The organism is Halorubrum tibetense (assembly GCF_055396225.1).
In genome coordinates, this window is record NZ_AP043742.1 from 2,611,471 (window position 1) to 2,637,822 (window position 26,352).

Annotated in this window: 20 protein-coding genes; 10 read left to right on the plus strand and 10 right to left on the minus strand. The window is 52.7% G+C overall.

The genetic code is table 11. The features are described from left to right. Window positions 1-72: 72 nt before the first annotated feature. Window positions 73-894, minus strand: a complete 822-nt coding sequence (locus ACZ5TV_RS12955) for a tyrosine-type recombinase/integrase (protein ID WP_379780090.1) — start codon at window positions 892-894, stop codon at window positions 73-75. Between the two features lie 377 nt (window positions 895-1,271). Between ACZ5TV_RS12955 and ACZ5TV_RS12960 the strand changes: the two genes are divergently transcribed. Then, window positions 1,272-1,655, plus strand: coding sequence for a hypothetical protein (locus tag ACZ5TV_RS12960; protein ID WP_464383901.1), 384 nt, complete (start codon window positions 1,272-1,274; stop codon window positions 1,653-1,655). A 211-nt stretch (window positions 1,656-1,866) separates the two neighbouring features. On the opposite strand, the gene ACZ5TV_RS12965 is transcribed toward ACZ5TV_RS12960, so the two are convergent. From ACZ5TV_RS12965 to ACZ5TV_RS12980, 4 genes are all read right to left on the minus strand, one after another. Next, window positions 1,867-2,457 carry a hypothetical protein gene (locus tag ACZ5TV_RS12965; RefSeq protein WP_379780094.1) on the minus strand — a complete coding sequence of 197 codons (591 nt, stop codon included), beginning with the start codon at window positions 2,455-2,457 and terminating at the stop codon, window positions 1,867-1,869. Window positions 2,458-2,968: 511 nt separating this feature from the next. Further along, window positions 2,969-4,348, minus strand: coding sequence for a PDDEXK-like family protein (locus tag ACZ5TV_RS12970; RefSeq protein ID WP_379780096.1), 1,380 nt, complete (start codon window positions 4,346-4,348; stop codon window positions 2,969-2,971). A gap of 128 nt (window positions 4,349-4,476) precedes the next feature. Beyond that, window positions 4,477-7,323, minus strand: a complete 2,847-nt coding sequence (locus tag ACZ5TV_RS12975) for a UvrD-helicase domain-containing protein (protein ID WP_379780098.1) — start codon at window positions 7,321-7,323, stop codon at window positions 4,477-4,479. After that, the gene (locus tag ACZ5TV_RS12980) at window positions 7,320-9,908 is read right to left on the minus strand and encodes a PD-(D/E)XK nuclease family protein (RefSeq protein ID WP_379780108.1); all 2,589 of its coding nucleotides are present in this window, start codon (window positions 9,906-9,908) and stop codon (window positions 7,320-7,322) included. The genes ACZ5TV_RS12975 and ACZ5TV_RS12980 overlap by 4 nt, the downstream gene beginning before the upstream one ends. 190 nt (window positions 9,909-10,098) lie before the next feature. Here ACZ5TV_RS12980 and ACZ5TV_RS12985 point away from each other — a divergent pair, with 190 nt between their 5' ends. Continuing rightward, on the plus strand, window positions 10,099-10,725 hold the full coding sequence (locus ACZ5TV_RS12985; protein WP_379780100.1) for a peptide-methionine (S)-S-oxide reductase MsrA: 627 nt from the start codon (window positions 10,099-10,101) through the stop codon (window positions 10,723-10,725). 122 nt (window positions 10,726-10,847) lie between these two features. Here the strand turns inward: ACZ5TV_RS12985 and ACZ5TV_RS12990 are convergent, their stop codons facing one another. The 3 genes from ACZ5TV_RS12990 to ACZ5TV_RS13000 all read right to left on the minus strand — a co-directional run bounded on the left by ACZ5TV_RS12990 (window position 10,848) and on the right by ACZ5TV_RS13000 (window position 13,918). After that, window positions 10,848-11,516, minus strand: a complete 669-nt coding sequence (locus ACZ5TV_RS12990) for a peptidylprolyl isomerase (protein WP_379780102.1) — start codon at window positions 11,514-11,516, stop codon at window positions 10,848-10,850. A 94-nt stretch (window positions 11,517-11,610) separates the two neighbouring features. Next, window positions 11,611-12,513: an ADP-ribosylglycohydrolase family protein gene (locus ACZ5TV_RS12995; protein ID WP_379780104.1), complete on the minus strand. Its 903-nt coding sequence runs from the start codon at window positions 12,511-12,513 to the stop codon at window positions 11,611-11,613. 55 nt (window positions 12,514-12,568) lie between these two features. Then, on the minus strand, window positions 12,569-13,918 hold the full coding sequence (locus ACZ5TV_RS13000; protein WP_379780106.1) for a PD-(D/E)XK nuclease family protein: 1,350 nt from the start codon (window positions 13,916-13,918) through the stop codon (window positions 12,569-12,571). Between the two features lie 1,413 nt (window positions 13,919-15,331). Between ACZ5TV_RS13000 and ACZ5TV_RS13005 the strand changes: the two genes are divergently transcribed. The 3 genes from ACZ5TV_RS13005 to ACZ5TV_RS13015 all read left to right on the plus strand — a co-directional run bounded on the left by ACZ5TV_RS13005 (window position 15,332) and on the right by ACZ5TV_RS13015 (window position 19,847). Then, window positions 15,332-16,477: an ISH3 family transposase gene (locus ACZ5TV_RS13005; protein ID WP_464383898.1), complete on the plus strand. Its 1,146-nt coding sequence runs from the start codon at window positions 15,332-15,334 to the stop codon at window positions 16,475-16,477. 503 nt (window positions 16,478-16,980) lie between these two features. Next, window positions 16,981-17,514, plus strand: coding sequence for a hypothetical protein (locus tag ACZ5TV_RS13010; protein ID WP_379782835.1), 534 nt, complete (start codon window positions 16,981-16,983; stop codon window positions 17,512-17,514). 1,661 nt (window positions 17,515-19,175) lie between these two features. Next, window positions 19,176-19,847 (plus strand): hypothetical protein, encoded by a 672-nt coding sequence (locus ACZ5TV_RS13015; RefSeq protein WP_379782833.1) that lies wholly within the window; start codon window positions 19,176-19,178, stop codon window positions 19,845-19,847. A 180-nt stretch (window positions 19,848-20,027) separates the two neighbouring features. Here ACZ5TV_RS13015 and ACZ5TV_RS13020 read toward each other — a convergent pair whose 3' ends face one another. Next, window positions 20,028-20,399 (minus strand): hypothetical protein, encoded by a 372-nt coding sequence (locus tag ACZ5TV_RS13020; protein WP_464383902.1) that lies wholly within the window; start codon window positions 20,397-20,399, stop codon window positions 20,028-20,030. 386 nt (window positions 20,400-20,785) lie between these two features. On the opposite strand from ACZ5TV_RS13020, the gene ACZ5TV_RS13025 reads away from it, so the two are divergent. The 3 genes from ACZ5TV_RS13025 to ACZ5TV_RS13035 all read left to right on the plus strand — a co-directional run bounded on the left by ACZ5TV_RS13025 (window position 20,786) and on the right by ACZ5TV_RS13035 (window position 22,882). Then, entirely contained in the window at window positions 20,786-21,397 is a 612-nt protein-coding gene (locus ACZ5TV_RS13025) for a helix-turn-helix domain-containing protein (protein ID WP_379783563.1), read from the plus strand. Window positions 21,398-21,401: 4 nt separating this feature from the next. Continuing rightward, entirely contained in the window at window positions 21,402-21,959 is a 558-nt protein-coding gene (locus ACZ5TV_RS13030; RefSeq protein WP_379783561.1) for a hypothetical protein, read from the plus strand. Between the two features lie 317 nt (window positions 21,960-22,276). Then, a complete protein-coding gene (locus ACZ5TV_RS13035) occupies window positions 22,277-22,882 on the plus strand; it encodes a GNAT family N-acetyltransferase (RefSeq protein ID WP_464383903.1) in 606 nt (201 codons plus the stop codon). A gap of 520 nt (window positions 22,883-23,402) precedes the next feature. Here ACZ5TV_RS13035 and ACZ5TV_RS13040 read toward each other — a convergent pair. After that, entirely contained in the window at window positions 23,403-24,548 is a 1,146-nt protein-coding gene (locus tag ACZ5TV_RS13040) for an ISH3 family transposase (RefSeq protein WP_379783759.1), read from the minus strand. 174 nt (window positions 24,549-24,722) lie between these two features. On the opposite strand from ACZ5TV_RS13040, the gene ACZ5TV_RS13045 reads away from it, so the two are divergent. Continuing rightward, the gene (locus ACZ5TV_RS13045; RefSeq protein WP_379779364.1) at window positions 24,723-25,001 is read left to right on the plus strand and encodes a hypothetical protein; all 279 of its coding nucleotides are present in this window, start codon (window positions 24,723-24,725) and stop codon (window positions 24,999-25,001) included. 102 nt (window positions 25,002-25,103) lie between these two features. Beyond that, complete coding sequence (locus ACZ5TV_RS13050; RefSeq protein ID WP_379779366.1) at window positions 25,104-26,096, plus strand: DUF7983 family protein; 993 nt, start codon at window positions 25,104-25,106, stop codon at window positions 26,094-26,096. Window positions 26,097-26,352: the final 256 nt, after the last annotated feature.

A 26,352-nucleotide genomic window follows, 5' to 3' on the forward strand; every position in this document is an offset into this window, starting at 1 on the left:
TTTATTGTTTTTTTGCTCAAAACAGATCAATTGTAGTCTGTAGACGACTCTGCTCTGATCCCGTGCCACAAATCAGCCTACCACATCAGATTCTTCGAGGTGTTTCTCTACTTCAAGTAATGACATATTATTCGTCTCTGTTTCATTCTCGTAACGCGGACGTGAGTGCTCGCCACTTTGGGGTTCTGGTCCGTCAACGTCAGGCACTTCTGGGTCCTGATCAAGAAGTCGCGAAACGTGCTTCTGTAGTTCTTTACCACTAAGTCGGATGTATGCTTCAGCGACTCTCATGTCTTTCCAACCGAAGTACGCTTGGAGGTTTGGACTGCTCATTCCCCTGTTTGCCCACCAGCACGCGGCGGCAGCTCGTAACGCGTGCGGATAGGTATTACCACTAATCCCAGCTCTTTCGTGGAGTGTGTTGACGCGCCGATTCAACGTCGATTGAGCGATATTGAATCCACCGATCAGATCTGTGAAGCGTTCGACGACCTCAACTATGCGCGCCGACCAATCGTATGGGATCGCTCGTGCACTCGGGCTATATTTTGGCTTCCAATACCGATCTATAATATGTTCAAAGTCTCTTTCGGGTTTTGTTTCTACGGCTTGCTGTGCCTGCTCCTGACAATAGCGGCACCCACATGCTACATGGTGGGGGATTTTGAGCTGTTTGCTTTCGCGATCAATCCATTTTTTATTGTCTCCACTTAGGAAGTGTAGCACTTCGCCAGAGCGTAAACCAAGGCGCCCAGTTGCAAGGAGTATAAACTGATCCTCAACCTGTCGTTCGTACGATGGCGACTCAAGTGTGGCTTGGTACAGACGCTCAAATTCCTCCTCTGACGGTGCATCTCGTACAGCGCTTCTCGTCCGCATTAGTGGGGATTCCATTACAGAGATAGAGTGCCTGTGTTCCTATTTGAATGATAGCAAAATCGATGAGTAAAAACCTGAACATTCATATACTATGGCAAGTCAGCGGAGTCTGGCTCGGCAAAGGATAATCCATATGTTTAAATACGATTTGAGCAGTCACTTTTCAAAATTAGACGAGATACTGAGGCAGATTGCAATAGTTTATATCGTATGGCAACTCCGAGCGCAAAACCCATGTCCAAAGTTTGCGTTCTCTTCTCGACCGCGGGTGGCGCGGGGATCCCCGCGCCATTTCAGGATGTCCAGATTGTAATCGGACGCGTCCTAATATAAGATTAGCACAACCGGCTTCGGACAGGTTTTAAATAGGTGAAATGACACGATATATTATCATGACCTATGCGTATTTGAAGAAGTACTCAGTGAGCACGGACAAATCCGGATTTTATATTGACGGACCGAATCGGACGCTCCAAACTACTCATGAAGCAGACCGATTTTTCCGGCAGAGTACACACTACCGCAACGATACACAGCTCCCTCTTACAGTAGTAAAGGCGTTGGTCCATTTGGGAGAGGCCAAAACCGGTGGGCGCGAAAGGAAGAGTGAAATTTTGGGCTGGTTTCCTCAACTGAATCCAGACTTCTGTGATATGAGCCAAGATCAACTTGCCGATCTTCAAGACTTCATCGCGTCGACTGCTGGTTCCGAGGAAAGCAATTCTAGCGAATTTAATCATTTTCTTCGACGTGAGACCCCTCTTACCCCGGTTTAACACGCTCTGTTGAAATCCTCTTTTCCAGATATATTCTCGCCTGAAACAGCCGGTCAATGAGAACTGCTTATTGACCGCCGAGAATTCTGCCAGCTCAGAGAGATGTTCTGAGAGACGTGCGAGATACACAGCGCGTGTCTCGCACAGAATCAGCTCCATATTCGACTCAAGCCAGATCGGTCAACACAATTCAAGATTATATTGATACTACTTAGTAGACTGCGATTGTTCCAACACCCATTACACAGAGTTTTTCGAAGTCTGTCAAATTGACAGATTTGTCAAACGATAGTTCGTTGGTTGGCTTGCCGAACGGGTTGAATGAGTTATTTTCTTCAAGTTTGCCAATTTGACCCTTACTAGGCGAATTAAATTTCCATTTTCTGGTTAGCAGTGCATTAATTGGCCATTTGCCAAAAACAGCGTATAGCCGTCTCAAATTATTAACATCAACTGTTACAATTTCCTCTGAATTATTATAATTTGTTACTTTTGCTCCAGTAGTCCACGATAGACTTATTGAAGCAAGTGGTTCATCCTCAATCACCGAGTAGATTACATAATCTCCATCATGTCCTTCGGGAATCTCAGGAGAATTATAATGTCTTCCCATTATGCCCACTAATTCATCATTTGCGTCTTTAATATGATAATCATCGCCTTCGCCTTCCTCCATATTAAACCGGAGTACGGTGTTACCTCTGGAATCATCGATACGATATATGAAATTGATATTTCCTTCGACAATTGTATATTTGTCATCGGACAATTCGATGCTTCCAATACTTTTTGGAGCTTTCATACTCGTAGATGACATTTTATGCGAAGTTATTAGTATTTTTCTTAATATAATTTATCATTTCGCTAGGGCCGGAAGAGCATACAACCATATTATATCTCGAATATACGGCGTATCTGATTCTCTTCGCCGATAAATGTGCAAGCAAATTCTACCGGCTAGTTCAGGATATAGACGGAGAAAATAACATCGTTCAGGTGCTGAATCCAGCCTCTGTATCTTGCACCCGTTTCCTATCAACTACAGAGGATTTCAACAGAGCCGCCTTTAGCTATACTACTTACCTCGGTTGCGTAACTGAAACGAGCGTCTCTGGGAAGTTCGGTTATTGCGCGAGTGAGTCGTCTGTGCGTCTTCGATCAACCGCGGCGTTGGCGAGTCGTAGAGCTCTCCGCCGAATTCAAACAGCCGGATTTCTGTAAATCTCTACGCCGATTGTATCTGTCCCTTTTACAGACGGGATTCTATCTGAAGAGTAGGATTTAAACAAAATTGAGTATCTCTGTATCTAATGCTATTCTTTTATATGTAGGCCGCCGGAAAACTCACCTGTAGGATCTTCACCGAACACGTCTCGATACACGTCTTCAAAGACGTCATTGATGATGATCGGGAGCCCGCTGTCCGGAGTACAGAACTCCGAGACTGCAGTGTCAAGCTGGTCAAAATACGAACCAACCAGATTATGTGGGTCAAGCGGATAATCTTTGACAGCGAGTGCTGATGCACTCCCCAGTCGTATCTCGTCAACACCGATCTTAGTTAGTACATCGTGGATGCGATCTCCATATTTCGTGGTACACTTCTCAGCAAACAACGTATTAAATGAGTGTCCGGTGTCTTGTGTTTCAGTGTGTGCGTTTCGGGCTGGTGGTAGTCTGAGTCTGAATCGGAGCGTTTGATTCCGGAGTAGCTCTGTCGTTGGCGAATGACGGTAGAACAACTGAATCGTGCTGGTACTGTTCAGCGGATCTTGATCCCAATACTCCGGGAATAGCTTCTGATACTCTGCGTTGCTTGACACGGAGGTGTTCCAACCGGATTTTTCAACGTCGTATTTATTGACGATCTTATCCACCCAGTTGTTCTGTAGATAAGTGGTCACATCGTCGAAATCACTCTCGAACTGGCTGTTTGCCCGTTCAACTTGCTGGATGAGGTCGCTGTGCTCGAAATACACGTTGAGCCGCTCATTGAGTTCATCCTCATCAATTGCTGAGTCCATACCCTCTGTCTCTTTCAGTGACTGAATAAAGTCTGTGAACTGAATAACACTCCGGTTGGGGTACTCAAAGAGCGATGCCTGTGTCCCTGATTCAAAACTTTTTGCGACATCAGCCCATGTAACGGTCTCAAACGTGGAATCTGTCGGAGTATCAGCAGCCTCCCGTTTCAGATACACATACTTTTTTGATTCGAGATCATCAACCACTAGTTCGTTTTCGTCAAACCAACTGAAATTCCACGTGTCTGCCGCGGCATACGTGGGCGTTTGTTCTGTCCCCTCTTCTGCACCGACCTTCAGTTCGAGAAACACCGCCCAGCGTGGATGGTCACCCAATGCACTCCCACCAGCGATAACCAAGTCAATTCGGCCTTCTATCCCGTCGTCCCCAATCCAGACTTCATCATCAATGTCGATATGCTGGTTAGGTAAGTTGTACTCGTAGAAATCAATACACTCGAAGAACTGGTTGAGGAGTGCGTATCTGAACCCGTGGGATTTCCGCGGATTCAAGAAGTATTGTAGCGTATCTTGGTATTTTTTCTCTCGTGACGCAGAGAGTATCGAATAGATGCCTTGTGGACGCTGTGTCCTCCGGTCAAGTTCCATATACTGTTGTACAAATGTCTCTAGCTCATCGCGCTCAAATCTCGGGAGATCATCAGCCATGCTAAGACGAAGTTCCTAATCCCCCTTGAACCTGATTGACGCTGTAAAAGACCAGACGCTTCAGTTTCGTTCCCTAATTTGTATTCAATTCTTATCACCAGTTACGGTTCAACCCGGAGGGATTTCATTTACCCATTTCGAACACCTCGTACCAATTCTCGTAGTTCCGTCTTGCTCAGTGGCTCAATTGGTTTCCGTTCCCCGTCAGACGTATAGAAGATCGCCATAGTCACCTCCCGGTCCGGATACAGTTCGGCGACCACATGATAGTACACACTGAGCTGCTTCTGGTATTCAGATTCGGCACGCCGGTCAAGATCGGTTTTGTAATCAACGATTTCGGCACGTTCGGGCGTCACGTGGAGAAGGTCGATAACGCCAGAGATGGTGACTCGCTCACCGTCGACATCGAGTGGGAGAAACGCCTGCTTTTCAGCATGTAGGTCGCCGTCTAGTGAGTCAAGCAGCGACTGTACGTTGGTTTCGTCTCGCCCGTCCGGCGTCACCGACTCTCCGAGTGCAGACGCTTCGGCGAACTCGTGGACCTTCGACCCGAACTCCATCCCGCGACCGCCGCTGCCATCCTCGAAGACGCCCTCGTCGATGAACGTGTGCGGAGAGAATCTCGGTGTTCCGGCCTGTGTCGTGATCTCCACCTCGAACGGCGTTGACTCTGGTAGGTCGAGGTCGAAGGACGAGAGGTCGGGCTCAACGTCCGTGATCTCGACGGGAAGTTCCTCAATGAACGTGTTTGGTGAGTCGCCAGCCGTGAATATGACATGATTCTCGGCGCGTGTGATGGCGACGTACAACAGGCGCCGCTCCTCATCATACTCACGTGGAAGACACCGCCGAAGCACATCCACCTTCCAGTTGTCGTAGATGTACGGTACACCATGTGCTTCCGAGTAGTGTTTGCGCTGGCGAAGGCCAACCGGATCCGTGTACATGATGTTGCCGCCACGTCCGCCAGAGGAGGGGAATTTGTGAGCGTTCATATTCGCGAGGATGACGATGGGGTACTCCAGCCCCTTCGTCGCGTGGATCGTCTGGACGGTGACGGAGTCCGTCCCGGCGCCAGCATTGACATCGTGAGTGCTACCTGCCTCGATAGCGTCCTCAATGAACTGGATAACATCGCCACGCGTGAGGGTAGTTGTCTCTTGGACGGATTGGATGGTATGTAACACAACGTCTGCTGTGGGCCCCTCACAGCCGTAGCACTCGAACACGCGGCGGGCGACGCCGCCCAACGTCTCCAACTCCGAAAGCTCCTCGCGGAATTCGACCATGGCCTCGGGGTATGTCTCGTGTTTGAGCACCGCTTGTGTCTCATCGATGGTACAGCCAGCCTCCTCGAGAACAAGTGCCCAGCCTCGGTCGGCATCACGCTCGAGAATGCGGAGCCACGCTAACAGTAACTTAGCAGCATTCGTGCGGAACACTTCGATTCCACCTTCGTACGCCATCGGGAGGTCGTATTGATTGGCAATTTCGAGCAATTCACGTCCGAAATCTCGCGTTCGCGTGAGGACAGTGATGTCGGCGTATTTCGGGGCACGAAGCTCACCATCGTCTCCCTCAACCGCATAGCGGTCATTCCCGACGATCTCATCGATCTTTGCGAGGATCGCCTCCTGTTCGTCCTCGCTCTGTATCGCCTCGATAACGCTGTTGTCGTAGCTCGCATCGGCGGTAAGCGACGTTACCTTTTCGCGTATGGCGGCAACGTCCACGGAGTCACGTCCCGTCGCCGGCGTGGTAAGCGCGTGTTCTGAGAAGTCAAGTACGGACTGTGTCGACCGATAGTTCGTATCAAGCTTGCGTCGTGTGACGGGGCTCAGCGGGAACTCGATTCGTTCGTGATCACTGTTGAGTTCAGCAGCAAACCGTTCGAGCCGGCCCTCGAACTCGCGGATATTGTCGACGTCGGCGTACTGGAAGCTGTAAATACTCTGTTTCCAGTCGCCCACGACACAGATATTGCTCGTTCCTGCGAGGAGTAGTGAGAGTTTGAATTGGATCTCGCTGGAGTCCTGAAACTCGTCGATCATCACGTACTCGAAGTTTACTGCCTCACGCACGTCGTGGTCCTCACACAGAAGGACGAACGCAAAGAGCTGGAGAAAGCTGAAATTGAGGTAGTTGCGACGCAGCGCGAACGAGAGGTAGGCGTGATAGACGTCGTGGATGAACGCCTTGAGCTCGGAGCGATCTTCTTCGAACACCCGAGCGGCAACTCCAGTTGGCACCTGTTTTCCATCGCCGCGGATCTCCTCCTTCGCCGGTGCCTCTGGTGTGTAGACCTTGTTTTGTCCATATCGATAGAGTTTCGACCGGAGAGCGGACTGTTTGCTTCCGTCGTTTCGTGGCTCATTAACCTGCTCGAACAGCGACTCGAACGCTTCGAACTCTCCGTCGAGATGGGATTCACCATCTCGATGCCACCCCTCAGCATCAGGGAAGATGCCCTTCGAGGCGAGTTCCTTGATCAGGTCGAGGAGCTGGCTGGCGTCGGACATCGCCGCAAAGAAATCATCGTACTGGGGGTTCGTATCAATAAATTGGTTGATGAACTCCCGGAACAACGCCTTTTCGATAAGTGCGTCCTCAATGAGCCGTGTCGACCCGGTGATTCGGTCGTCGATCCCGAGATGCGTCGGCGCTGCGTGCCCGTGCTCTTCGAGCAAGTCGTTCGCCAGCGAGTGAAACGTTTGGATGGGGGCATCAGTCAACTCACGCATCCCGTAGTTGCTTTGTGTGACGATTCGATCACGCATTTCTGCAGCTGCATTATTGGTGAACGTGACCAGCAGGATATCCTCCGGATCGACGCCATCCTGATCGATGATATTGGCGTAGCGCCGAGTGACGGTGAACGTCTTCCCGGTGCCAGCACCGGCATCGACGAGATAGAGCCCCTCCGTGCTGTTGATCAGCGTTTGCTGTTTGTCGTTCGGCGGGAACTCGCTCATCGGTCTCCCTCCAGTAGCAGGTCGCGGTTATCGACATAGCGGTAGTTAGGTTCGCCGCCCAGTCCCTCAACCGGGAATCGCTCGTCGCCCGTACGCTGTCGATTAAGCTCATCTATCCGGTCATCGATGAACGCCTCGAACGCGTCGAGATCACTCTTGAAGTAGTTTTGAGCCTGTACGGTAGCAATTTGACGTAGAACCTGTTTTGTCCCCTTTGTGACGTATTTGTACTCGCCAACGTGTGTCTGTAATCGGTCCATCATGGTTTGACCAAATTCCGACTCGATCAGCTCATCGCTATCAGTCGTTCGTGGGAGCAGTTCCTCATCGAACAGTGCCGCGTACATGTCGTAGTCGATCTTCCCGAGCGTCTTTTGACAGTCGTTCGGCCCCTCTTTCAATAGGGTGTCAAAGAACGCCTCTCTCGAGACGTACTCCGCTGCTGTCGTCGGGTAGTACGTGACAGTCGTGAGCGTATCTTCGAGATCGGGGTCACCCGTAATGGCCTCATCGACGGTCTCGAGGAAATGGAAGAAGGTGAACTCAAGCCGTTCGTTCGGCTCTCTCGACCGCCAGTAGGTGAGGTATAGTAGCGCCTGAAAGTTGGGCGTGTCGGCTGGCTCGTCGAGTGCCGAATTCTTTACAATATCTCGGGCGCTCTTTTTTGAGCCGCTCTTGAAATCGAGGAGGTGGGTCCGGGAGTGAACCAAATCAATGAGCCCTTTCACGCCGAGGTCGGAATCCTCGAACCAACGCTCCGTGACCGGTGAGCCGACATCGCGATCAAAATGCTCGGCGATAGCGTTCTTCCCGAACCCGCTTGCCGGCGTGAGAAATACTCCGTCGGTCGGGGGATGTTCGTCGAGATACTCGATGATCGTTTCGAGTCCGACTCGGTATTCGGATCGAAGCACCGCCTCGTCGACCGAGCGAACGAGCGACCGCGCCTCCGTACACATGAGATCGACCACCTCGTCGACCACGTCGGTGTCAACGAACGTGGGATGGTTCACGTAGAATTCCGCGAAGTCGTGATACAGGTTCCCCTCAATAAAGTAGTCCTTGTCTGGACCGTCGACTAGCCGACTGAAGTAGTGGTCACGGGGCGAGTTGACGTAGGTGCTCAACGTTGATTGGCTGATTGTCTCGACTGACTCGTTGGTTACCTCCGTCGGCGGTTTTTCGAAGGCAGTCGTCGACGCCGTCTCGTGTTGCTGACTGTGCGTCGTCGAGGGGAGGTCGCTGAATCGCTCGAACTCCTCATCGAGCAGTTCCTCAAAGTAGAGACACGGCGTGACTGGTGAGCCGCCTGTCGAATCTTGGACGAGGTAGTGTTGCTCGTCTCCGCTCTGGAGGAGTAACTGGAAGCTCTGAATATTACGCGTATACTGTGTGTCCTGATCGACCCACGGTCGACGCGGTGGCGAGTGCGTCCACCCCTCATCCAACCCGAGGAAGAACACGACATCCCGGCCAACATATGAGGCCGACTTCGCGTCTGCAAGGAGGACACCCTCGTTTTCGCGGTCTACTGGGACTTCATACGATTGGAGATAAAACTCCAGCTCGTCGACGCCACGCTCGGTGATTGGCTCGTCGACAATACCGAGCGTTGTGAGTTCCTCGCGGAACGTCTCAAGATCACACCCCGCGCGGTTCTCGAACAGCGTGAGCGCCTCTCCGAAGGTGTACTGCTCAATCTCGTCACAGAAGGCGATCAACCACGACAGGGCAGGGATGTCACTCTCATAGAGTCGCTTTTCATCGTGTTCTAGTTCAACGTCGATCCCAAGCATCGCAAGCAGCGGTCGAATCTCACCAATTCGGGTGTCTGTTCCGTAGTGACCCGCTCGGAGCAACCGAAGGAATGCACGATGCTCCGCGATGTCAATAAATCCGGGCCCACCGAAGAACGGAATATCTGCGGCCTCAAGCGCTGATTCAACGAGCGGTGAGTATTCACTGGCCTGATCGAGGACGATACCAACGCTCTCGGCATTTTCTGTAGTGATCGCATCCTCAACAGCATCGACAATCGCCGTTGCCGAATCGAGGATCCGGAATGGAGGGAGATCGAACGGCTCGTCTGTGAATAGCTTGACCGTATCGTACGATTCTGGGAGATATGACCGCTCAAGTTGCGTCAGCATTTCTGGAGCGATCACCGCGATATCTAACTCGGGATCTAATCTCCCAGTTGTCAGTTCCATCGACGCTGTGTCGAACTCTCCAATACGCTCAACGGCGCGCTTGGTCGCATCATCGACGTATGTGTCGTACTCCAGAATCGCTTCGTGAGTCCCCTGATGCTCCCAGCATTGGAGGATGTTTCCGATGGCATAGGCGCTTCGCTTCCACGAGATAGTGTCGTGATTGACCATCTCGAGAAATGCAAGCCGATCCTCGGCTTGTTCTCGGCGCCCGACTGCGTGTCGGCGAGGTGGGATAGCAAACGAGCCGAGGTGTGGTCGATCTAACTGACGATTCAGGGTGCTGGCGAGCGGCCCGTCAGGCGTGATAACGAGATCGTAATCTGCCACTGCGTCATAGAGCCGCTCGGAGGACTTCGCTTGGGGGAGTGGCACAGGATATGTGACCTTTGTCACATAATAAAAGCTCGGCAACTGAGGGAAACGGTTCGTCGGGTGCCGTTTGTTAGCCGACCGATGAAAGAGACACGTCAACAGTTAGCATATATGCGTGTGGCCAGTACGTGTGCTAATGCGGTGGGACCCACGTGCCGCACTTCGACGTGCTTCTCGACTAGTGATGCCAATGGAACTCACAAAGACACAAATACGCGAGTACGACCGGCGTGCAGTGGACAGTGAAACGACTGAGACAGCAACATTTGGAATCGGGTGTTTCTGGGGGCCCGATGCGCAGTTCGGGGCAATTGATGGCATCATTCGAACCCGCGTCGGGTATGCCGGAGGGACAAAACACGACCCGACGTACCACTCTCTGGGGGATCATACCGAAATTCTCCAAGTTGAGTTCGACCCGAACACGGTGACGTATCGGGATATTCTCCAATTGGTGTTTGAGTCGCACAATCCGCACCATCAGACCGGAAAGACGCAGTATCAGAACGTCGTCCTTGCTGCGACAGCAAGCCAACGAGCGGCTATTGATGAGTTTCTCACGACACGGGGGCTCACCGCCGATGGAGTCGAAACACGAATCGAACGTCTGTCGCGATTTTACCCCGCTGAAGAGTACCACCAGAAGTACAAACTCCAGTCCGCCTCATCACTCATGGATGTGTTTGAAGCCGCGGGATACAGCGACGAAGAGTTTCGTGAGTCACCAATTGCAGCCAAACTGAACGCGTATGTCGCTGGACACGACGTTGCTATCAGCGATACCCTTCCAGAACAACGTCTGGATTCATCGACGTGACTGGCTTGTCTCGATGAGTGGCGGTTTCTAGTGTAAGCCAATCTGTGAGAGACAGCATAATGGAGTCGATAATCCCAATTACCGAGCTCTCAAAATTTCACGACACGCCGAACACTGTGTTGTTACTCAATACCAACTGATTCGAGGGCAACGGGGTCAACTGGTCGGTCATCCCCCTCAGTTTCGACTGAGCCGATATCACGAACGACGTTCAGTCCAGCCGTGACTTGGCCGAAGACGCTATGTCGGTCGTCGAGATGTGGTGTCGCCTCAAGCGTTATGAAGAACTGTGAACCGTTGGTGTCTGGGCCGGAGTTGGCCATCGAGAGCACGCCCGGTCCGTCATGACGGAGTTCCTCGTGGAACTCATCATCGAACATGTATCCGGGTCCCCCACGACCAGTGCCGGTCGGGTCGCCGGTCTGGATCATGAAGCCGTCGATAACACGGTGAAACAGTACGTCCTCGTACAGCGGAGTTCCGGTGACGGTGTCTCCGGTTTCGGGGTCGGTCCACTCGCGTGAGCCTGTCGCCAACCTGACGAAATTGTCGACTGTCCGTGGTGCGCGATCACCGTAAAGTTCGACCTCGATAGCGCCCTTGCTTGTCTGGAGCGTTGCGGCCACCTGATCCTGTTGGCTTTCGTCGGGTTCTGGCTCGGCTTCTAACTCGGCGTTAGGATCGGATTCTTCAGCCGGTTCTGCACCACCATTCTCAGTGTCCCCACAGCCGGCGACGGCAGCCGACCCGGCAGCAAGTAGCCCCGTTATGAATCGCCGTCTGTTGCTCATGAAACCATCAGTAAACCGGTATAGAAAGCGATGACGGATCGGGACCGAGGCCGAATTTGGGGGCTTTGGGCGACGACATTGATGGAAGAAGATGCTACGCCAGCTCGGCCAGCTGGTCCGCAAGCGCGTTGAGTTCATCCGTCTCGTCGATAGCCGAGAGCCATCGGTTGGGGAGATCGGAGGCGCCGAATCGTGCCCCAGCGACGGCGCCCGCAATCGCCCCGATAGTGTCGGTGTCCCCACCACGATTCACGGCTGTCACGATTGCCTCCGTGGCAGAATCAGCGTGCAACCCATCGTAGAGCGCCGTCTGGAGGGAGTGGACGACGTATCCGGATGTCTGGAGGTCAGGTGACGCTCCACGAGCGATGGGTTCGAGCGCGGCGATGAGCTCTTCGGGTACGCCGGCGACGTGGTCAAGCGCATCCTGTAGCGGCTTGTCTACATTTTGGAGCAGGCCAGCCACCGTGAGGGTAAGGATAGCACACCCGTCGGTACACCGCGGATCGGCGTGAGTGATCCGCGAGGAGTCTCGACTCACCTCAACAAGCTGCTCTCTGTCCGTCACGTACGGGACAGCGAGCGGCGGGCATCGCATCACGCTCCCGTTCCCGGCATTTTGCCCTTCAGGACTAGCTTCCCAAACCTGCTTGCCCGCCTCGTTCCACTCATCACCGTGTTTGAGTCGACTGAGTGACTGCATCGTCATGCGCCCGATATCGAACGGATCGCTGTCGTACCACGCAACAAATCGGGTAGCGATATCGGCCGGGTCAAACCCTCCCTTTTCAACTACGCTGCGTGCGATACATAGCGCCTGTTCGGTGTCATCGGTGATCGTTCCGGCCTGTTGATTCCACGTGCCGTGACCAACCATTTCGTCGAGACGCCCGTGCTCTGCGGTGATTGCATCAGCGGACATGAATTCAACTGGCCGTCCAAGGGCATCCCCACATGCAAGTCCGAGCAACACTCCACGGGCGCCATCTGGGTTCATACCGAAGTTCACGAATGGCGTAAGACAAAAACGCAGCGCACCAGTGACGCAACCGTCACTCGTATATTTCTAGTGACTCCTCGAAGGCTTCTTCGATCAACGTGATTAGTTTCGGATACTCAATCACGATATCGAGGAATGCGTCGTGTAACGCCGCTGTATACGCATTAAAGAACCCATCGTGGTCACCAACCGGGATATCATAGGAGAGTGCAACTGGTCCCCCTCGTCGCCCGGTGGCTTCTGTTGTTGGGGGGATCTCACTGGCATGTTTGTCGATCTTTTTACCAATCCGGTCCTTGAAATCGTACATGAATTGGTCGCTATTGCCAGTTCCGTGCCACAGCTGGAGTTCGAGTGTCTGATCTTCCACTGCCTTACTGCGGTTCTGCTCTAACCGGTGGAAGAGAGAAATTCGAGCACCACTTTTGTCATCGGGCTTGGCATAAATCGGGGCAAGATCAGCTTTGTCAAGCCACCAGCCTTCCTTAACGAGTCCAGCCCAGTCTGAACCCCCTTGCCGGAACATCCAGCGCTCAGATTCGCCGTTCGGTTTCGTAATTTCGACGGCAACTTGATTCGCAGGTTGAGTCGGGAGCTCAATAACTTCGGCAATATCAAGCGACTCGGCAAGACGTGTCCCCCACGTGTCCGCGTATTCATCCCATTGACTGTCGAAGGCAGACTCGGCTTCCCGAATCTCGTGGTAATAATCAAAGTACAATTCCGCCTTTTGTTGTTGATTTTCTTGATATTCTGTCATCTGTAATTCGCTCCTGATTGTCCGTATGAAGCTATTGAGCTGTGCAGTCGTCTCAGCCGGATATTTCCCGTGACCGGCCGTAAGAAACGACTGGAGCCCGGACGACATCCACTCCCACGAAACCGGTACGAACTCATCAGCCGTCGGCGGCGATGCCTCGCTGGGAGCGAGGTAAATGTAGTGGTGATTTTCGGTTGGGACACCGTCTTTCGTGAGGTCAATGCCGTTGAAGTCCTCTGCCTGAACGTAATCAGTGGTTTGGCCACTGCCTTCAGCCGCGGTGACCTTGAGTTCCCAGCAGATGAACCACTCGTCTTGAACCCACATTACTGCATCCGGTCGCCGCTCGTTCGATGTCTGTATCTCTGTTTCGACACGAATATCTGTGAGATCAAACGGAGAAAACGTATACTCTACCTCGTCGTGGTCGGCAAGAGTAGTCAGCAGGTGCTCTAAGAAGGCGTGGTCGAGTCCATGCGGTCTCTCCGGAGAGAGGAAATGAAACAGTAATCGCTGCCAGTCCTGCTCCAATTGTCCGCGCCCGAGCACCTGTAGTGTCGTCGGGGGTGGCGTCTCAGCTTCGGGCAGCCGGTCAAGCTGCCGCTTGAACTCAGCGAGACGACCGTCAAGACGTTCTGGCACACTCCCACATGTGCCGGGCACTAAATCAAACTTACCCGACCAACCCCAGAATCTATTCAATCTGGAACGAGCTCGCGAACTCCGCGACGAGGCAGATGAGCACTTGGAAGCGCTCCGTCAGAAACTGGATGTAGGAGACGGTGAGATCATTGAAATCGATGGAGTTAGTTCCGACGACGAATTTTAACGGTCAATCCTCTACTGCGCAGACTCTGTTGAAATCCTATTTCTCAGATATATCATCGCCTGAAACACCCGGTCGATGAGAGCTGCATGTTGAACACTAAGAGATCTACCAGTTTATGAAGGTGTTTCGATAGCCGTGCGAAATACACAGCGCGAGTCTTGCAGACGCATATCGGTCGGTTGGCACTGGGGACTTAGCAGGCTTTCATTCCATCAGCGCTCAAAAATCGGTGATGGAAGGGAGCTGGCCACTCTAGTCTACGATTTCCACTCAGAAGTACGTGGGCAGTTCGGACAATTCCACCTATAATGGGTGGTACTTGAACTAAGAAGCCCACCGCTTTCTTCACGGGTTTGCAAGTGACCTTTCCGGTGAGCACACTTCATATGGACTTTTAACCCACATCCGTTACATTTGTTATCAGGGTTTTTACCGTCACAATACGCACACTTGGAGCTGCTTAACAGTCCCATGTTCCATGCTATGACTAGACACTCATTATATTAAAACTGATTGTTATTATTTTACTTTAGTTAATATTCTTCTACGTACATATTTACTATATCTCACATATCAGTACTGATATTACCTCCATCAGGTAGTTGCCTCGGTGCTCATTTCATATCGCTACTGAGCAGTTGATTCACGAATGACGGGGCGAAATCAATAGCGACCGAGTGCTGAATTCATGCCTCAGGTTTGCGTTCTCTTCTCGACCGCGGGTGGCGCGGGGATCCCCGCGCCATTTCAGGATGTCCAGATTGTAATCGGACGCGTCCTAATATAAGATTAGCACAGCCGGCTTCGGACAGGTTTTAAATAGGTGAACTGACACGATATACTACCATGACCTATGCGTATTTGAAGAAGTACTCGGCGAACACGGACAAGTCCGGATTTTACATTGACGGACCGAATTGGACACTCCAAACTACTCATGGGGCAGATCGATTTTTCCGGCAGAGTACACACTACCGCAACGATACACAGCTCCCTCTTACAGTAGTAAAGGCGTTAGTTCACTTGGGAGAGGCCCAAACGGGTGGGCGCGAAAGGAAGAGTGAAATATTAGACTGGTTTCCTCAACTGAATCCAGACTTCTGTGATATGAGCCAAGATCAACTTGCCGATCTTCAAGACTTCATCGCGTCGACTGCTGGTTCCGAGGAAAGCAGTTCTCAGTCGATCACATCGGGTTTGAGTGAAAGTGTCTGCTTGGGAAGAGTGTGGAACCTACCGAAGCAGACAACGAGATAGAAGAAGAGCATCTTCTTAATTTTGTCGTCAACAGCCTCGATGAAGAGCTTGAGATAGACCTCGACGAGAACGTCAAGGTCACGACAGAGACGTTGTACGAGGTCCTCGCCGGCGCCAGCGCCGGCGGGACCTCGATCAATCACGTCTGCGAAACGACCGAGGACTCGCCACACGCCAACACCGTCCGAGGACATCTCACCGAGCAGTTCGAACTTGACTCCGTTGAGGCGGTTGGCGACACGCTACTTCAACGAGATGCGCTTGAGACGCTTCCAGATCGACCGGTGGAGGTCTGTGCAGACCTCCACCTCGACCCCTACTACGGCGATGAAGACGAAACAGAAGCGCTGTACTCTTCACAGGCGAAACGGGGAACCACGACGTTTCACGCGTACGCGACGCTGTACGCGCGGGTACGCAACAAGCGGTACACGCTGGCGGTGCGCCAGCTTGTCGCTGGCGACACCACCAGCGACGTCCTTGGTGAGTTTCTCGAGCTCCTCGACGGCCTTGACCTCGGCGTCAAGGCCGTCTATCTCGATCGCGGATTCTACAACAGCACCTGTCTTGGGCTGTTGTCCACGCACAACTACGCCTACGTGATGCCGATCGTCAAGTGGGGTGAAACGATCCAAGACGAACTCAGTAGAGGCTGGAGCCGCGAGATCGAACACGATCTCGCCGGCAAGGTAACGTTCCCTGTGTTCATCGACTGCGTCTACCAACAGGGACGATACGACGAACACGGGGTGGCGCGTCACGGCTACGCCGCTGACGCGCCGTTTATCGACACGCCACGGGATGCCCGAGAGCACTACAGCAAGCGCTTCGGCATCGAGTCGAGCTACCGATTAGCCAAGCAGAGCCTCGCATTCACCAGTTCTCAGGACGCTGGGCTACGGCTGGTGATGTTTGTGGTGAGCCTACTGCTCCAGAATAGCTGGCGGTATCTACACTGGCGGTACGTGGCGGCGCCCCGCCGCGGGGGGCGCCGCCTCTGGCAGTGGTCGTTCACGGAGTTCTGTGAGATGGTGTTGCGGGCCGCTTGGACAGCGCTTGGTGTGCGTAGGACTGTTCCAGCGAACCAACCACTCGACGACCGGTTCTTCCGGTAGCTGTCCACCGGTCCGGACAGCAGTCGTGAGTGGCGACGCTGTCGCGTCAGCGGCGGTCCGCCGCCGACAGCGACGGTCCATCCCGAAGATTACGCTTACCAGCGCTTCGAAGACACTCCAAGACCAGTTCGATCTGATCCGCCGCCATCAGACCAGATCACGCGCCTGTCGATGTGATCGACTGGTTCTAGCGAATTTAATGATTTTCTTCGACGTGAGACCCCTCTTACCCCGGTTTAACAGGCTCTGTTGAAATCCTCTTTTCCAGATATATTCTCGCCTGAAACAGCCGGTCAATGAGAACTGCTTATTGACCGCCGAGAGTTCTGCCAGCTCAGAGAGATGTTCTGAGAGACGTGCGAGATACACAGCGCGAATACAGCACTATGTGAACTCACTCTACGAAAGAGAAGTTGCCTGCAGCGTAGATTTTATTATCGACGAAACCACTTAGAATTAGCCAAATCTGAAGACATTTGTTTGAGAAGTTAGTAATTCCCCATATGTCCTCCAGACGGGCGTTTCTCGCCACCGCAGCGACTGTCTCGATTACGACATCAGGATGTCTTGGTCGTCTCTCATCCTCTAGAAGTACCACTTCACTGACTCTTCGGGAACCTATTTTTGAACAGGATTCAGAGAGATGGCAGGACTCACCCTTCGAAGCAGCCGTGTTTTCAACACCAGAAGAAGCTAAAACTGCGCTCAATACACATATTGAAGGGATTGAGCCTGCAATAGAACAGGCCGTTAATTTTGACCCAGATACCGAATTTCTCGGAGTGTGCGCGTCAACAAGAGAGTTCGTCCCCCAAGGGACCCGAAAGGGATGGTGCCCGGAAATAGAGATCGATGATGATCGATTGGTCTTTCGATTTCCATTCGAGGAGTGGCCGAATGAACTCGAAGAGCCATACGTAAACAGGGTTATTCTACGAGTACAGCAGCCAAGCCTATTGACAAGCCAACCTACCCGCGCAGCGATCGAAATAGAAACGATTGAACGTCATGCTGACATCCGTTCCTGTTCTGATTAATAGATTAGATAATACCTCGACGTTTCGTGACCAATTAATCATGCGAAACAGAGTGCAAGAAGTTTCGCGCTGCACTCATCCTCTGTATCTCACACAGTATTTCTAATAGACTTCTGAGAGGTAGTTGCTGATCGCGGTACGTGTGCAACCTGTATTGACCGATTCGTGAGTGCTCTGTACTGAGCGATTCCTGTGTAGGTGTGAGACGACTTCTATGACACCCTCACAGAGAATAATAATGTCTGAGGCGGTCAGCTAGAACTTCGTTAACTTCCGTATCCAGAGTGATCGCGCTGAGCGTTTGTTAGTGCACGATGCCGGACCTCCATTTTCGACTGCTCATCCCGACCATCGTAATGTTGCTCCAGTACGTCGGCTGTTACATCACATCGGCTACCAACGATGGGCTGCTCAACCCCAGTTTTGAGTTGGTGGGTGATGTATCCTCGCCGAATTGTATGCGGTGATTTGGTCGATGGGCATTTTGAGGCTGAACCAGCTTTCGTAGCCTCACATTCATCAGGGTCTCTGCTGTGGGGGCATTCATTCCCAGTCGCACACGGCCTTGTCCACTTGTAGACATACTTCCTGACTGTGCTTTTGCTAATGCGACCATGTGATGTTGCTAGTAGGGGTTGTCTCCCGTGGTCATCGGTGACGCTTGGTCGATTAACTTCGATGTAGTCATCGATGACCGTACAGGCGCTTCGGCTTAGTGCGATCAGCCGTTCGCCTCCTTTACCATTCTTGAGGTTAGTACCCGTATCGGGCCGATGGCGCACACGGAGATGGGGTGGGTCTCCATTTGGACGATAGTCGTCAATATCGAGTCCGACAACCGTCCCCGTACGGGCACCGGTATCCACTAACAAGGTCCAAACCGCATGCTCCAACGACGCGTAGTGGTAGTCATTGAGCCAATCCAATATCTCTTGAGCATGATCTCCATCTAGGGCTTCATCGCGCGCCTCATCCTCCTCAGATACATTCGGGATAACCACCGTTTCGTGTAGGTTCGGACGGGCCGCGTTGATCTGCTCACAATATTTGATGAACTGGCGCACACATGTCTGTTGAGTCTTCTCAGTGGATTGGCTTAGCCTATCTACTTTTTTTGCTCCGTCCTCACGTCGCCAGATACGGTACTGGTGGAGTTTCCGCCCGGTAAGGTCGTTCAGATTGTCCATTCCTTGCTTGTCGCACCACTCTGCGAAGAATCCGAGTGCGGATTCGTACTGATACTGAGATGACGGGCGGAGTTCCTGAATCCTAGCATCGCTAAACATCTCAATCGCTTTTTCGGGGGTGATCGCCTCTAGCCTTGTGTGAGAGGGTTCGTCGACTGACGCTGACGTGCTATGCTGCTTGGTCCGCGATGTTGGTGTGTTTCGTGACATCGCGATTTGGGTTAACCGCCGAACCGGGAACTTCGCGTTTAGTGAGCTTCTAACGTCAAATCACCCCAGCGGTTACATTCTAGACTTCTTTTATACTTCGCGTCAACAAAAACAGACTTACGTACTTTTACTTTGATATTATATTTGACACACACCGCTGAGTTAGTTAAATTGTTGTTAAGATATATTTCACTTACAAATGGGGTGCTCACCGCTGTTAGCGAGGATATTTATATATGACCTTAGCCGGATCATCACTTACGAATGTCGCGCGCAGATACCCGTGGATTTCTCACCGATAAGGACAAGGAATGGCTCCGGGGAGAGATTGATTATGAACATAGACAGTCAGCAGCTAATAGGCGCGCAGCAATCCGAAACCGAGTCGCTGCAGCTCTCTCTGACTTCGCAGAGCTGAATCAACACTGGACAGAAAAGGAGCGCCGTCGCACACTTGATGAAGTTAAGGATTCAGAAGAGACAGCAGCGGACATAATCGAGTTTCTCTATATTTGGCTGAACGAGCGTGCTGCTGACCCTGAGGAGATGGTTGGTGACCAAGCTGATGATAACGCCCTTGCTTTCCGTCGAGCACTTTGTGGCGGCATCAAGAAAGGCAAACAGCACTTTGGAAGCGCACCAGATCCTGTTTTGATTGACTCTAACACCGAGTTGTTTGAAATCCCCAGCGCAGATGAGTTACAGCGAGAGCTCAACACAAGCCAGTGGAGGCTGCTCAATGAGTATGTCCGGGGAACATTTGAGGGAGATGATGACGAGGTAATCGAGAAGTCAGAAGCCGCAAACCAGTATGAGATAGGGCTACAGCTAGCTGTGAGAGACGAATTACACCATCGTCGCGTTGGAGCAGACTCTGAAATGAATAGGCACGACCAAATGATACGAGCGTCTATTCCCCAATTCGATTCGGAATAGCAGGCTCTGTTGAAATCCTCTTCTTCAGATAGGTTCTTACCTGAAACAACTGGTCGCTGAAGGGTGCATGTTGAACACTAAGAGATCTACCAGTTTAAGAAGGTGTTTCGATAGCCATGCGAGATACACAGCGCGTATCGCTCAGTGATGTTTCGACGGTACAACCAGATTCAAGACTGCTCAGGTACAGTACGACTGCTCAACCCTCAGTTTGTCTTCTCCAATTACCACTCTCAGTCGGATGTTCGGGCAGCTGCCGACGTTCAGGCCGAACTCTTCTCGTCTTCCATCATCGAGAGCAACATCTACGTCGAATGAACCGCCTCCAAATGCTTCCTCTACTTCTACCGTCTGCCCTTCCTCAACGTAAATACTATTCTCGAAAACTGTGGCACCTGAAGAGGTCGGAGTGATTTCGATTTCGACGGTGTGTCCCGTAAAATCACGATTCCGAACATGGAGATCGCCACCCGGCTCTTCACCAATGCCGAACCACGCACACCCGCTCAAAAGAGGCACCAACCCAGTCGAAAGGAAGGCCCTTCTATTCATACTACTCATTTTGAAAGGTGTAGATAACTGTCTTGGGGTAGCCGTCAGCCACTCACAACCGTGATCTCACGCGACTAAACAAGCCCGACCCTCTGTATCTTGCACGCCGCTGCTGACATATTGTGGAGAGGTCGGTGTTCGGCATCGATACGTGGCTCCCTTGAATTGACTGATTCGGGGCGGTGCTAACAGGTATGGGAAACGTTGTATGACACCCTGAGACTATCCTACTACTCTTCTCAGTATCTTGCACGCGGATCTTGACAAGAGTCGGACAGACACACTGTGCTTGGCCACAAGAACACACGAGTCTAGACATGATGAGCGGCTCGGTGAGAGATGGTTTGGGCAAACGCTTATAGTTTCGAGTTTCGTAACACTATACAATGAGCTACGAAACGGAGCACGTTCGGGGCGTGGACAACAGTATCGCACCGATCACTGGGGTGCCGACGTTTACTGAGCTACTGACGAATCCAGACCTTGCTACGCTCTATACTGCGATTCGCCATTCACCAGCTATTACTGCACCTGAACTCGTCGACCTGAGTACGATTTCGAAAAAGACGGTTTACGAGTATCTGGGAAAATTAGCACAGGCGGGGCTCATCACTGAGATCGAGGATGAGAGCAATCCGAAGCGATACGAAGCAGAGAAGTTCGAGTTACAGCTGACGATTCGGGGGATGGAAGTGTCGATTACGCCTGAACTCGTTGCGGTCGTCGCACACGCCACCGAGTACCCTGTTATCGCGCGTGTCCGCGATGAGCACGGGCTGGTGACTTTTGCACTGGCTCATGATATGATTAAATCTCACAGCGTGGGTGACATCACAGTCCGGCAAATTGCGAGTCTCACCGATCTTTCACACGGAACGACCTACGACCTTCTGGAAGCCCTCTATGATATCCACGATCTGGGTGATGATTCCGATCCAACGACGTACACACCAGACGATGTCGTCGACGAGGACGACGATCTGCTGACTGAGCGATAAGCTAATGTACACGGCCAATATCGTTGATGCGGTGATTTTTCGTAGTCTGGGCAAGTCACCGAATCCGCTTCTTGACTCGTTGCAGATCGCCGTAGAACAAGCCGACACGGAACTGTGGGTGCCAGCGTCGATCTATCGTGAACTGACGGATTATGGGACGGTGCCGGCGGTGAATCCATATCTGGATGCCGGAGTTGTAGACGGATGGATCCGGATTGCACTACCCCTGACTGCGAATCGAGATGAGCAATTTGAGTCGGTGGCCGATCCGGTTACACAGGCGCAACATCTTACGGATGACTTCCTGAATCAGCGAAGCAAGTATCCAGTGACGAATAACTGGCGGGATGCATCGATAGTCGCACTTGCGGTGCGACTGTTTGAGCAGAATGCCCGTATCCGAGTCATCACGCACACAGCAGACGAAGGGTTGGCACAGGCATGTGCTCGAATCCTACCTGAGTTTGGGTACTACGAGATCAAATCCCGGTACTATAATCCGCCCCACACAGCGAGAGACACCTTTCCGACCGTGGAGTCACTTACGTGGAACGGTCAGTAGTGCGCGATTTGACCCTCATTGGTTCTATTGATCCTCCCGGCTCTGCTGAGACTTTTCAGGGGTGATACAAACTCTGCGCTGAATACACGGCACGGTTTAGCACTCGTCGTTGATGCCCTGTGAGCAATTCAGAGGTGAGGTGGCTCAACGGAGCTGACGGTTTGTCGAGTAACCGAGAAGAACCTTGTGCAAGATGTAGAGGATGCAGTCAGCACGAGAACTGCGTTATTTTCCCCAACTGAATTCTGAATAAGCCGATAGAGTGTGCTTGCGAACTCAGCGTTGGTCTTATATACTCCTTTCAGGTAGTCGTCGATATGTTGTTTCCGGAGGAGATCGAAACGGAACGTCTCCATTTGCGACGGTTCTGCCACGAGACAGTTGATGCCTTCGAATACTATGAATTGTGTTCTCACCACGAATCAGGAATCGAGGAAGTAACAGAGTACCTCCCATGGGGTCCTCATAACACTGTGAAGGAAACGGCGGACTACCTCTCTGAACTCGAATCCAAGTGGGAAGACGGAACACGGGCAGAGTATGTCATTCAACCAGAGGAGGGTGAACCGGGGGCTGGCGAAATCGCTGGGTCGGGCGGCCTCATCATCGACTGGGAAACCCGAACAGGGAAACCTGCGATTTGGCTTCGCAAGCAGTTCTGGGGTAACGGATACTCCGGTGAACGGGCAGATGCGATGCTCGAACTGGCCTTCGAGCGTCTCGACCTCGACCTCGTCGCCGTTCCTGTACAGGACGGCAACGATAGGTCGCGGGCGGCGGTGGAGAAGTACATTTCTGCGCACGGTGGTCAGTACGACGGCGTCATCCGCAACTCGACAGTTCGGCCTGACGGAACGATAATCGCCCATCACCGATACACAGTTACACAAAACCAGTATCGAGAGTCAACACCCGATACGTAGGTCGTTTGTACTGACCGATCACTCTCTCACGTAGATCGGCCTCGGTTCGCACCACATTCGCGCCCTCTATTCAGCATCCTCCGAATGAACTCTCTGTTTTCTGTCAGAGACTCTCTAATCATTCCGATCAGGTTAGACTGAGAGTCTGGATAACAGCTTTGTGAGTGTGTGACTATCCCAAGATATGAAGAAGTCCGATCCCTCGCAAGGGCGTATTGAGGATCGGGAAGATGCACTTCGACTGGTGACGACGAGTGATATCTCGCTGCCGGATGGATTGACAGTCAGGAAAATTCGGGAGCGTGGCGCATGGTGGGAGTTCAATGAAGAGAGCTTCAGTCGATCACATCGACAGCCGCGTAATCTTGTCTGATGGCGGTGAACCAGATCGAACTGGTCGTGGAGCGTCTCCGAAGCGCTGGTGAGCATGGTCTTCGGAGTGGAGCGTCGCTGTCGGCGGCGGACTGCCGCCGACGCGACAGCGTCGCCACTCACGATCCCTGTCCGGATCGGTGGACAGCTACCGGAAGAACCGGTCGTCTAATGGTTGATTCGCTGAAACAGCCCTGCGCACACCAAGCGCTGTCCAAGCGGCCCGCAGCACCATCTCACAGAACTCCGTGAACGGCCATCTCCAGAGGCGGCGCCCCCCGCGGCGGGGCGCCGCCACGTACCTCCAATGCAGATACCGCCAGCTGTTCTGGAGAAGCAGGCTCACTACAAACATTACTAGCCGCAGACCAGCGTCCTGAGAACTGGTAAAAGCGAGGCTCTGCTTGGCTAATCGGTAGCTTGATTCAATGCCGAAGCGCTTGCTGTAGTGTTCTCGTGCATCTCGTGGCGTGTTGATGAACGGCGCGTCAGCGGCGTAGCCGTGACGCGCCACCCCGTGTTCGTCGTATCGTCCCTGCTGGTAGACGCAGTCGATGAACACAGGAAACGTTACCTCGCCAGCGAGATCGTGTTTGATCTCGCGGCTCCAGCCCCTGTTGAGTTTGTTTTGGATCGTCTCACCCCATTTGACGATTGGCATCGCATAGGCGTAGTTGTGCGCGTACAGCAGTTTGAGGCAGGTGCTGTTGTAGAATCCGCGATCAAGGTAGACGGCCTTGACGCTGAGGTCAAGGCCGTCAAGAAGTTCCAGAAACTCACCGAGGACATCGCTGGTGGTTTCGCCAGCGACGAGCTGGCGAACCGCCAGCGTGTACCGCTTGTTGCGTACCCGCACGTAGAGCGTCGTATAGGCGTGAAACGTTGTTGTTCCACGCTTAGCCTGTGAGGAGTACAGAGCCTCGGTTTCGTCCTCGTCACCGTAGTAGGGATCGAGGTGGAGGTCTGCGCAGACCTCCACCGGTCGATCCGGAAGTGTCTCGAGCGTATCTCGTTGAAGCAGCGTGTCTCCAACCGCCTCAACCGAGTCAAGCTCGAACTGATCGGTGAGATGTCCACGGACGGTATTGGCGTGCGGTGAGTCATCGGTCGTTTCGCAGACGTGATTGATTGAGGTCCCGCCGGCGCTGGCGCCGGCGAGGACCTCGTACAATGTCTCTGTCGTGACCTCTACGTTCTCGTCGAGGTCTACCGGAAGTTCTCCTTCGAGGCTGTTGACGACAAAATTAAGCAGGTGCTCTTCCTCTATCTCGCTGTCTGCTTGGGTTGATTGCACATCCTCTCCAAGCAGACGCTTACTCTAACCCGATGTGATCGACTGAGCTTCAGTTTCCGTCTTGAACGGCACCCCTCTCCACTGTTAGCTGCCTCAATGGCTGGGGGGCCAACACCTGCGCGCTGGCACATTCGGACCCGCTATCGCTACCACCTCACGAGTGACGAGTGGGAGGTGAAAGAACGCACCCGCGAATTCTCGTTCGACGCAACCCTCTTGATCGATTACGTGTTTGAGCGCGGGGTGACACGAGATCTCTGGCAGGACGCGATTGCTCGGATTCAGGCATCTAATGACCCTGAAGCGACATTTGCTGAGGAGTTCGACCAGTTTGTCGATAGCTACCGTGAGCAGTGGCGTAACGTCCCTGATGAGAAACGCACCGAGATGCTTGCTGTCCTCGAACAGGCTGCCCGCCGCCGAGCAGACATCGCTGAGGTCGACTCGGAGTAAGTTTCTGGCCGGTACACACTAGATGCGCTGACCGAAGGCTTCCTTATGATTCCAGTTTGAAGTGCCCGCAAACATTTAGCACCTGACCCTCTCTATGCAGGTATGTCGTTCCGAGTTAGCTGGCATAATCTCATCGAGCGATTGGATGAGTTGCCAGAGGGAGCCACTCTCCGGACGCCGCTGTCACACGACCGGTTCCGGATCACGGATGTCCAAGAGCACCGTGTCGTGATCCGGTTTACACACAGCGGTGACTCCCAGCCGCTCCAGCAGGATCAATTCGAAACACTATATCGTCGGATTACTGACTCCGAGGCGGGATTTGAGTTAGACCGACTCCCACCCAATGCGGACCCCTACCCAGCGGTGTGGAGTCTCCATCCACGCTTTGAGATCGATGAGGATGCCAGCGTGATCGTCGAAAAGGACGGACCGACCACTACCCAGATTCTCGACGCTGGGGACGAGACAGAGAGTGAGCAGAAAGAACGAACTGAGCCAGACTTGGACGTATATGCGGATGCACTCTTGCTGGTTGATGTACTGGAGCGACACGAGGTAACCACTCTCGATGAGATGGATACGGACGTGCTGGTGAATCTCTACACGCTACTCTCGGATGTCCAACGGAACGGAAACGACCTCCGGAAGGATGTGAGCGATGTGCTTCTCAGCCGGCTCCATCACGATCAACCCGTCTCTGGACCGTTTGGGTCCGTCCAACGGACGACACGCAGAAATCGGTCGCTCAAACCCGATGAAGAGGTACTGGAGACGCTGGAAGAAGCCGGGATTGAGCGTGAGCGCGTGCTGGGCGTCGACCGGAGCAAAGTGGACGATGCAATTGAGGTCACACCCTTATCTGATAGTGATGTGTACGATATCGAAGAGTCAGCATATGTCCGGAAGGCCGAGGTTGACGAGGAACACAAAGAAACACGGCTGCAGGGGCTGAAAGACCAGCTGGCTGCTACAGAGGGGAACGAGGCGAAAGAGCTCCGTGGAGAAATCAAAGAGCTTGAAAATCGGATCGCGGAGCTAACCGAATTCAAATCCGGCTCACGATTTCACACACATACCCGAGGGGGGCCGTAATGAAGTCGCTTTCTCACTTCATGGGGCAATTCCTTGTGTTTGTATTTGTTGCAGGGTGTCATAGAACGGTTGGCATGCCCCTCTCGGGCTCCTCGAATCGTCTGATACAGGCAGCATCAATATCGGATTAGTCCTAATGGCGAAAAGTACCTAATAGAATACTATGGAGTCAGGCGCGGGAGATCTTTGTCAACCAGCTCGACAAAATCGTTAAGACAGCTTCCGTCCGCACAAAACATGGGATTAAACGGCCTCA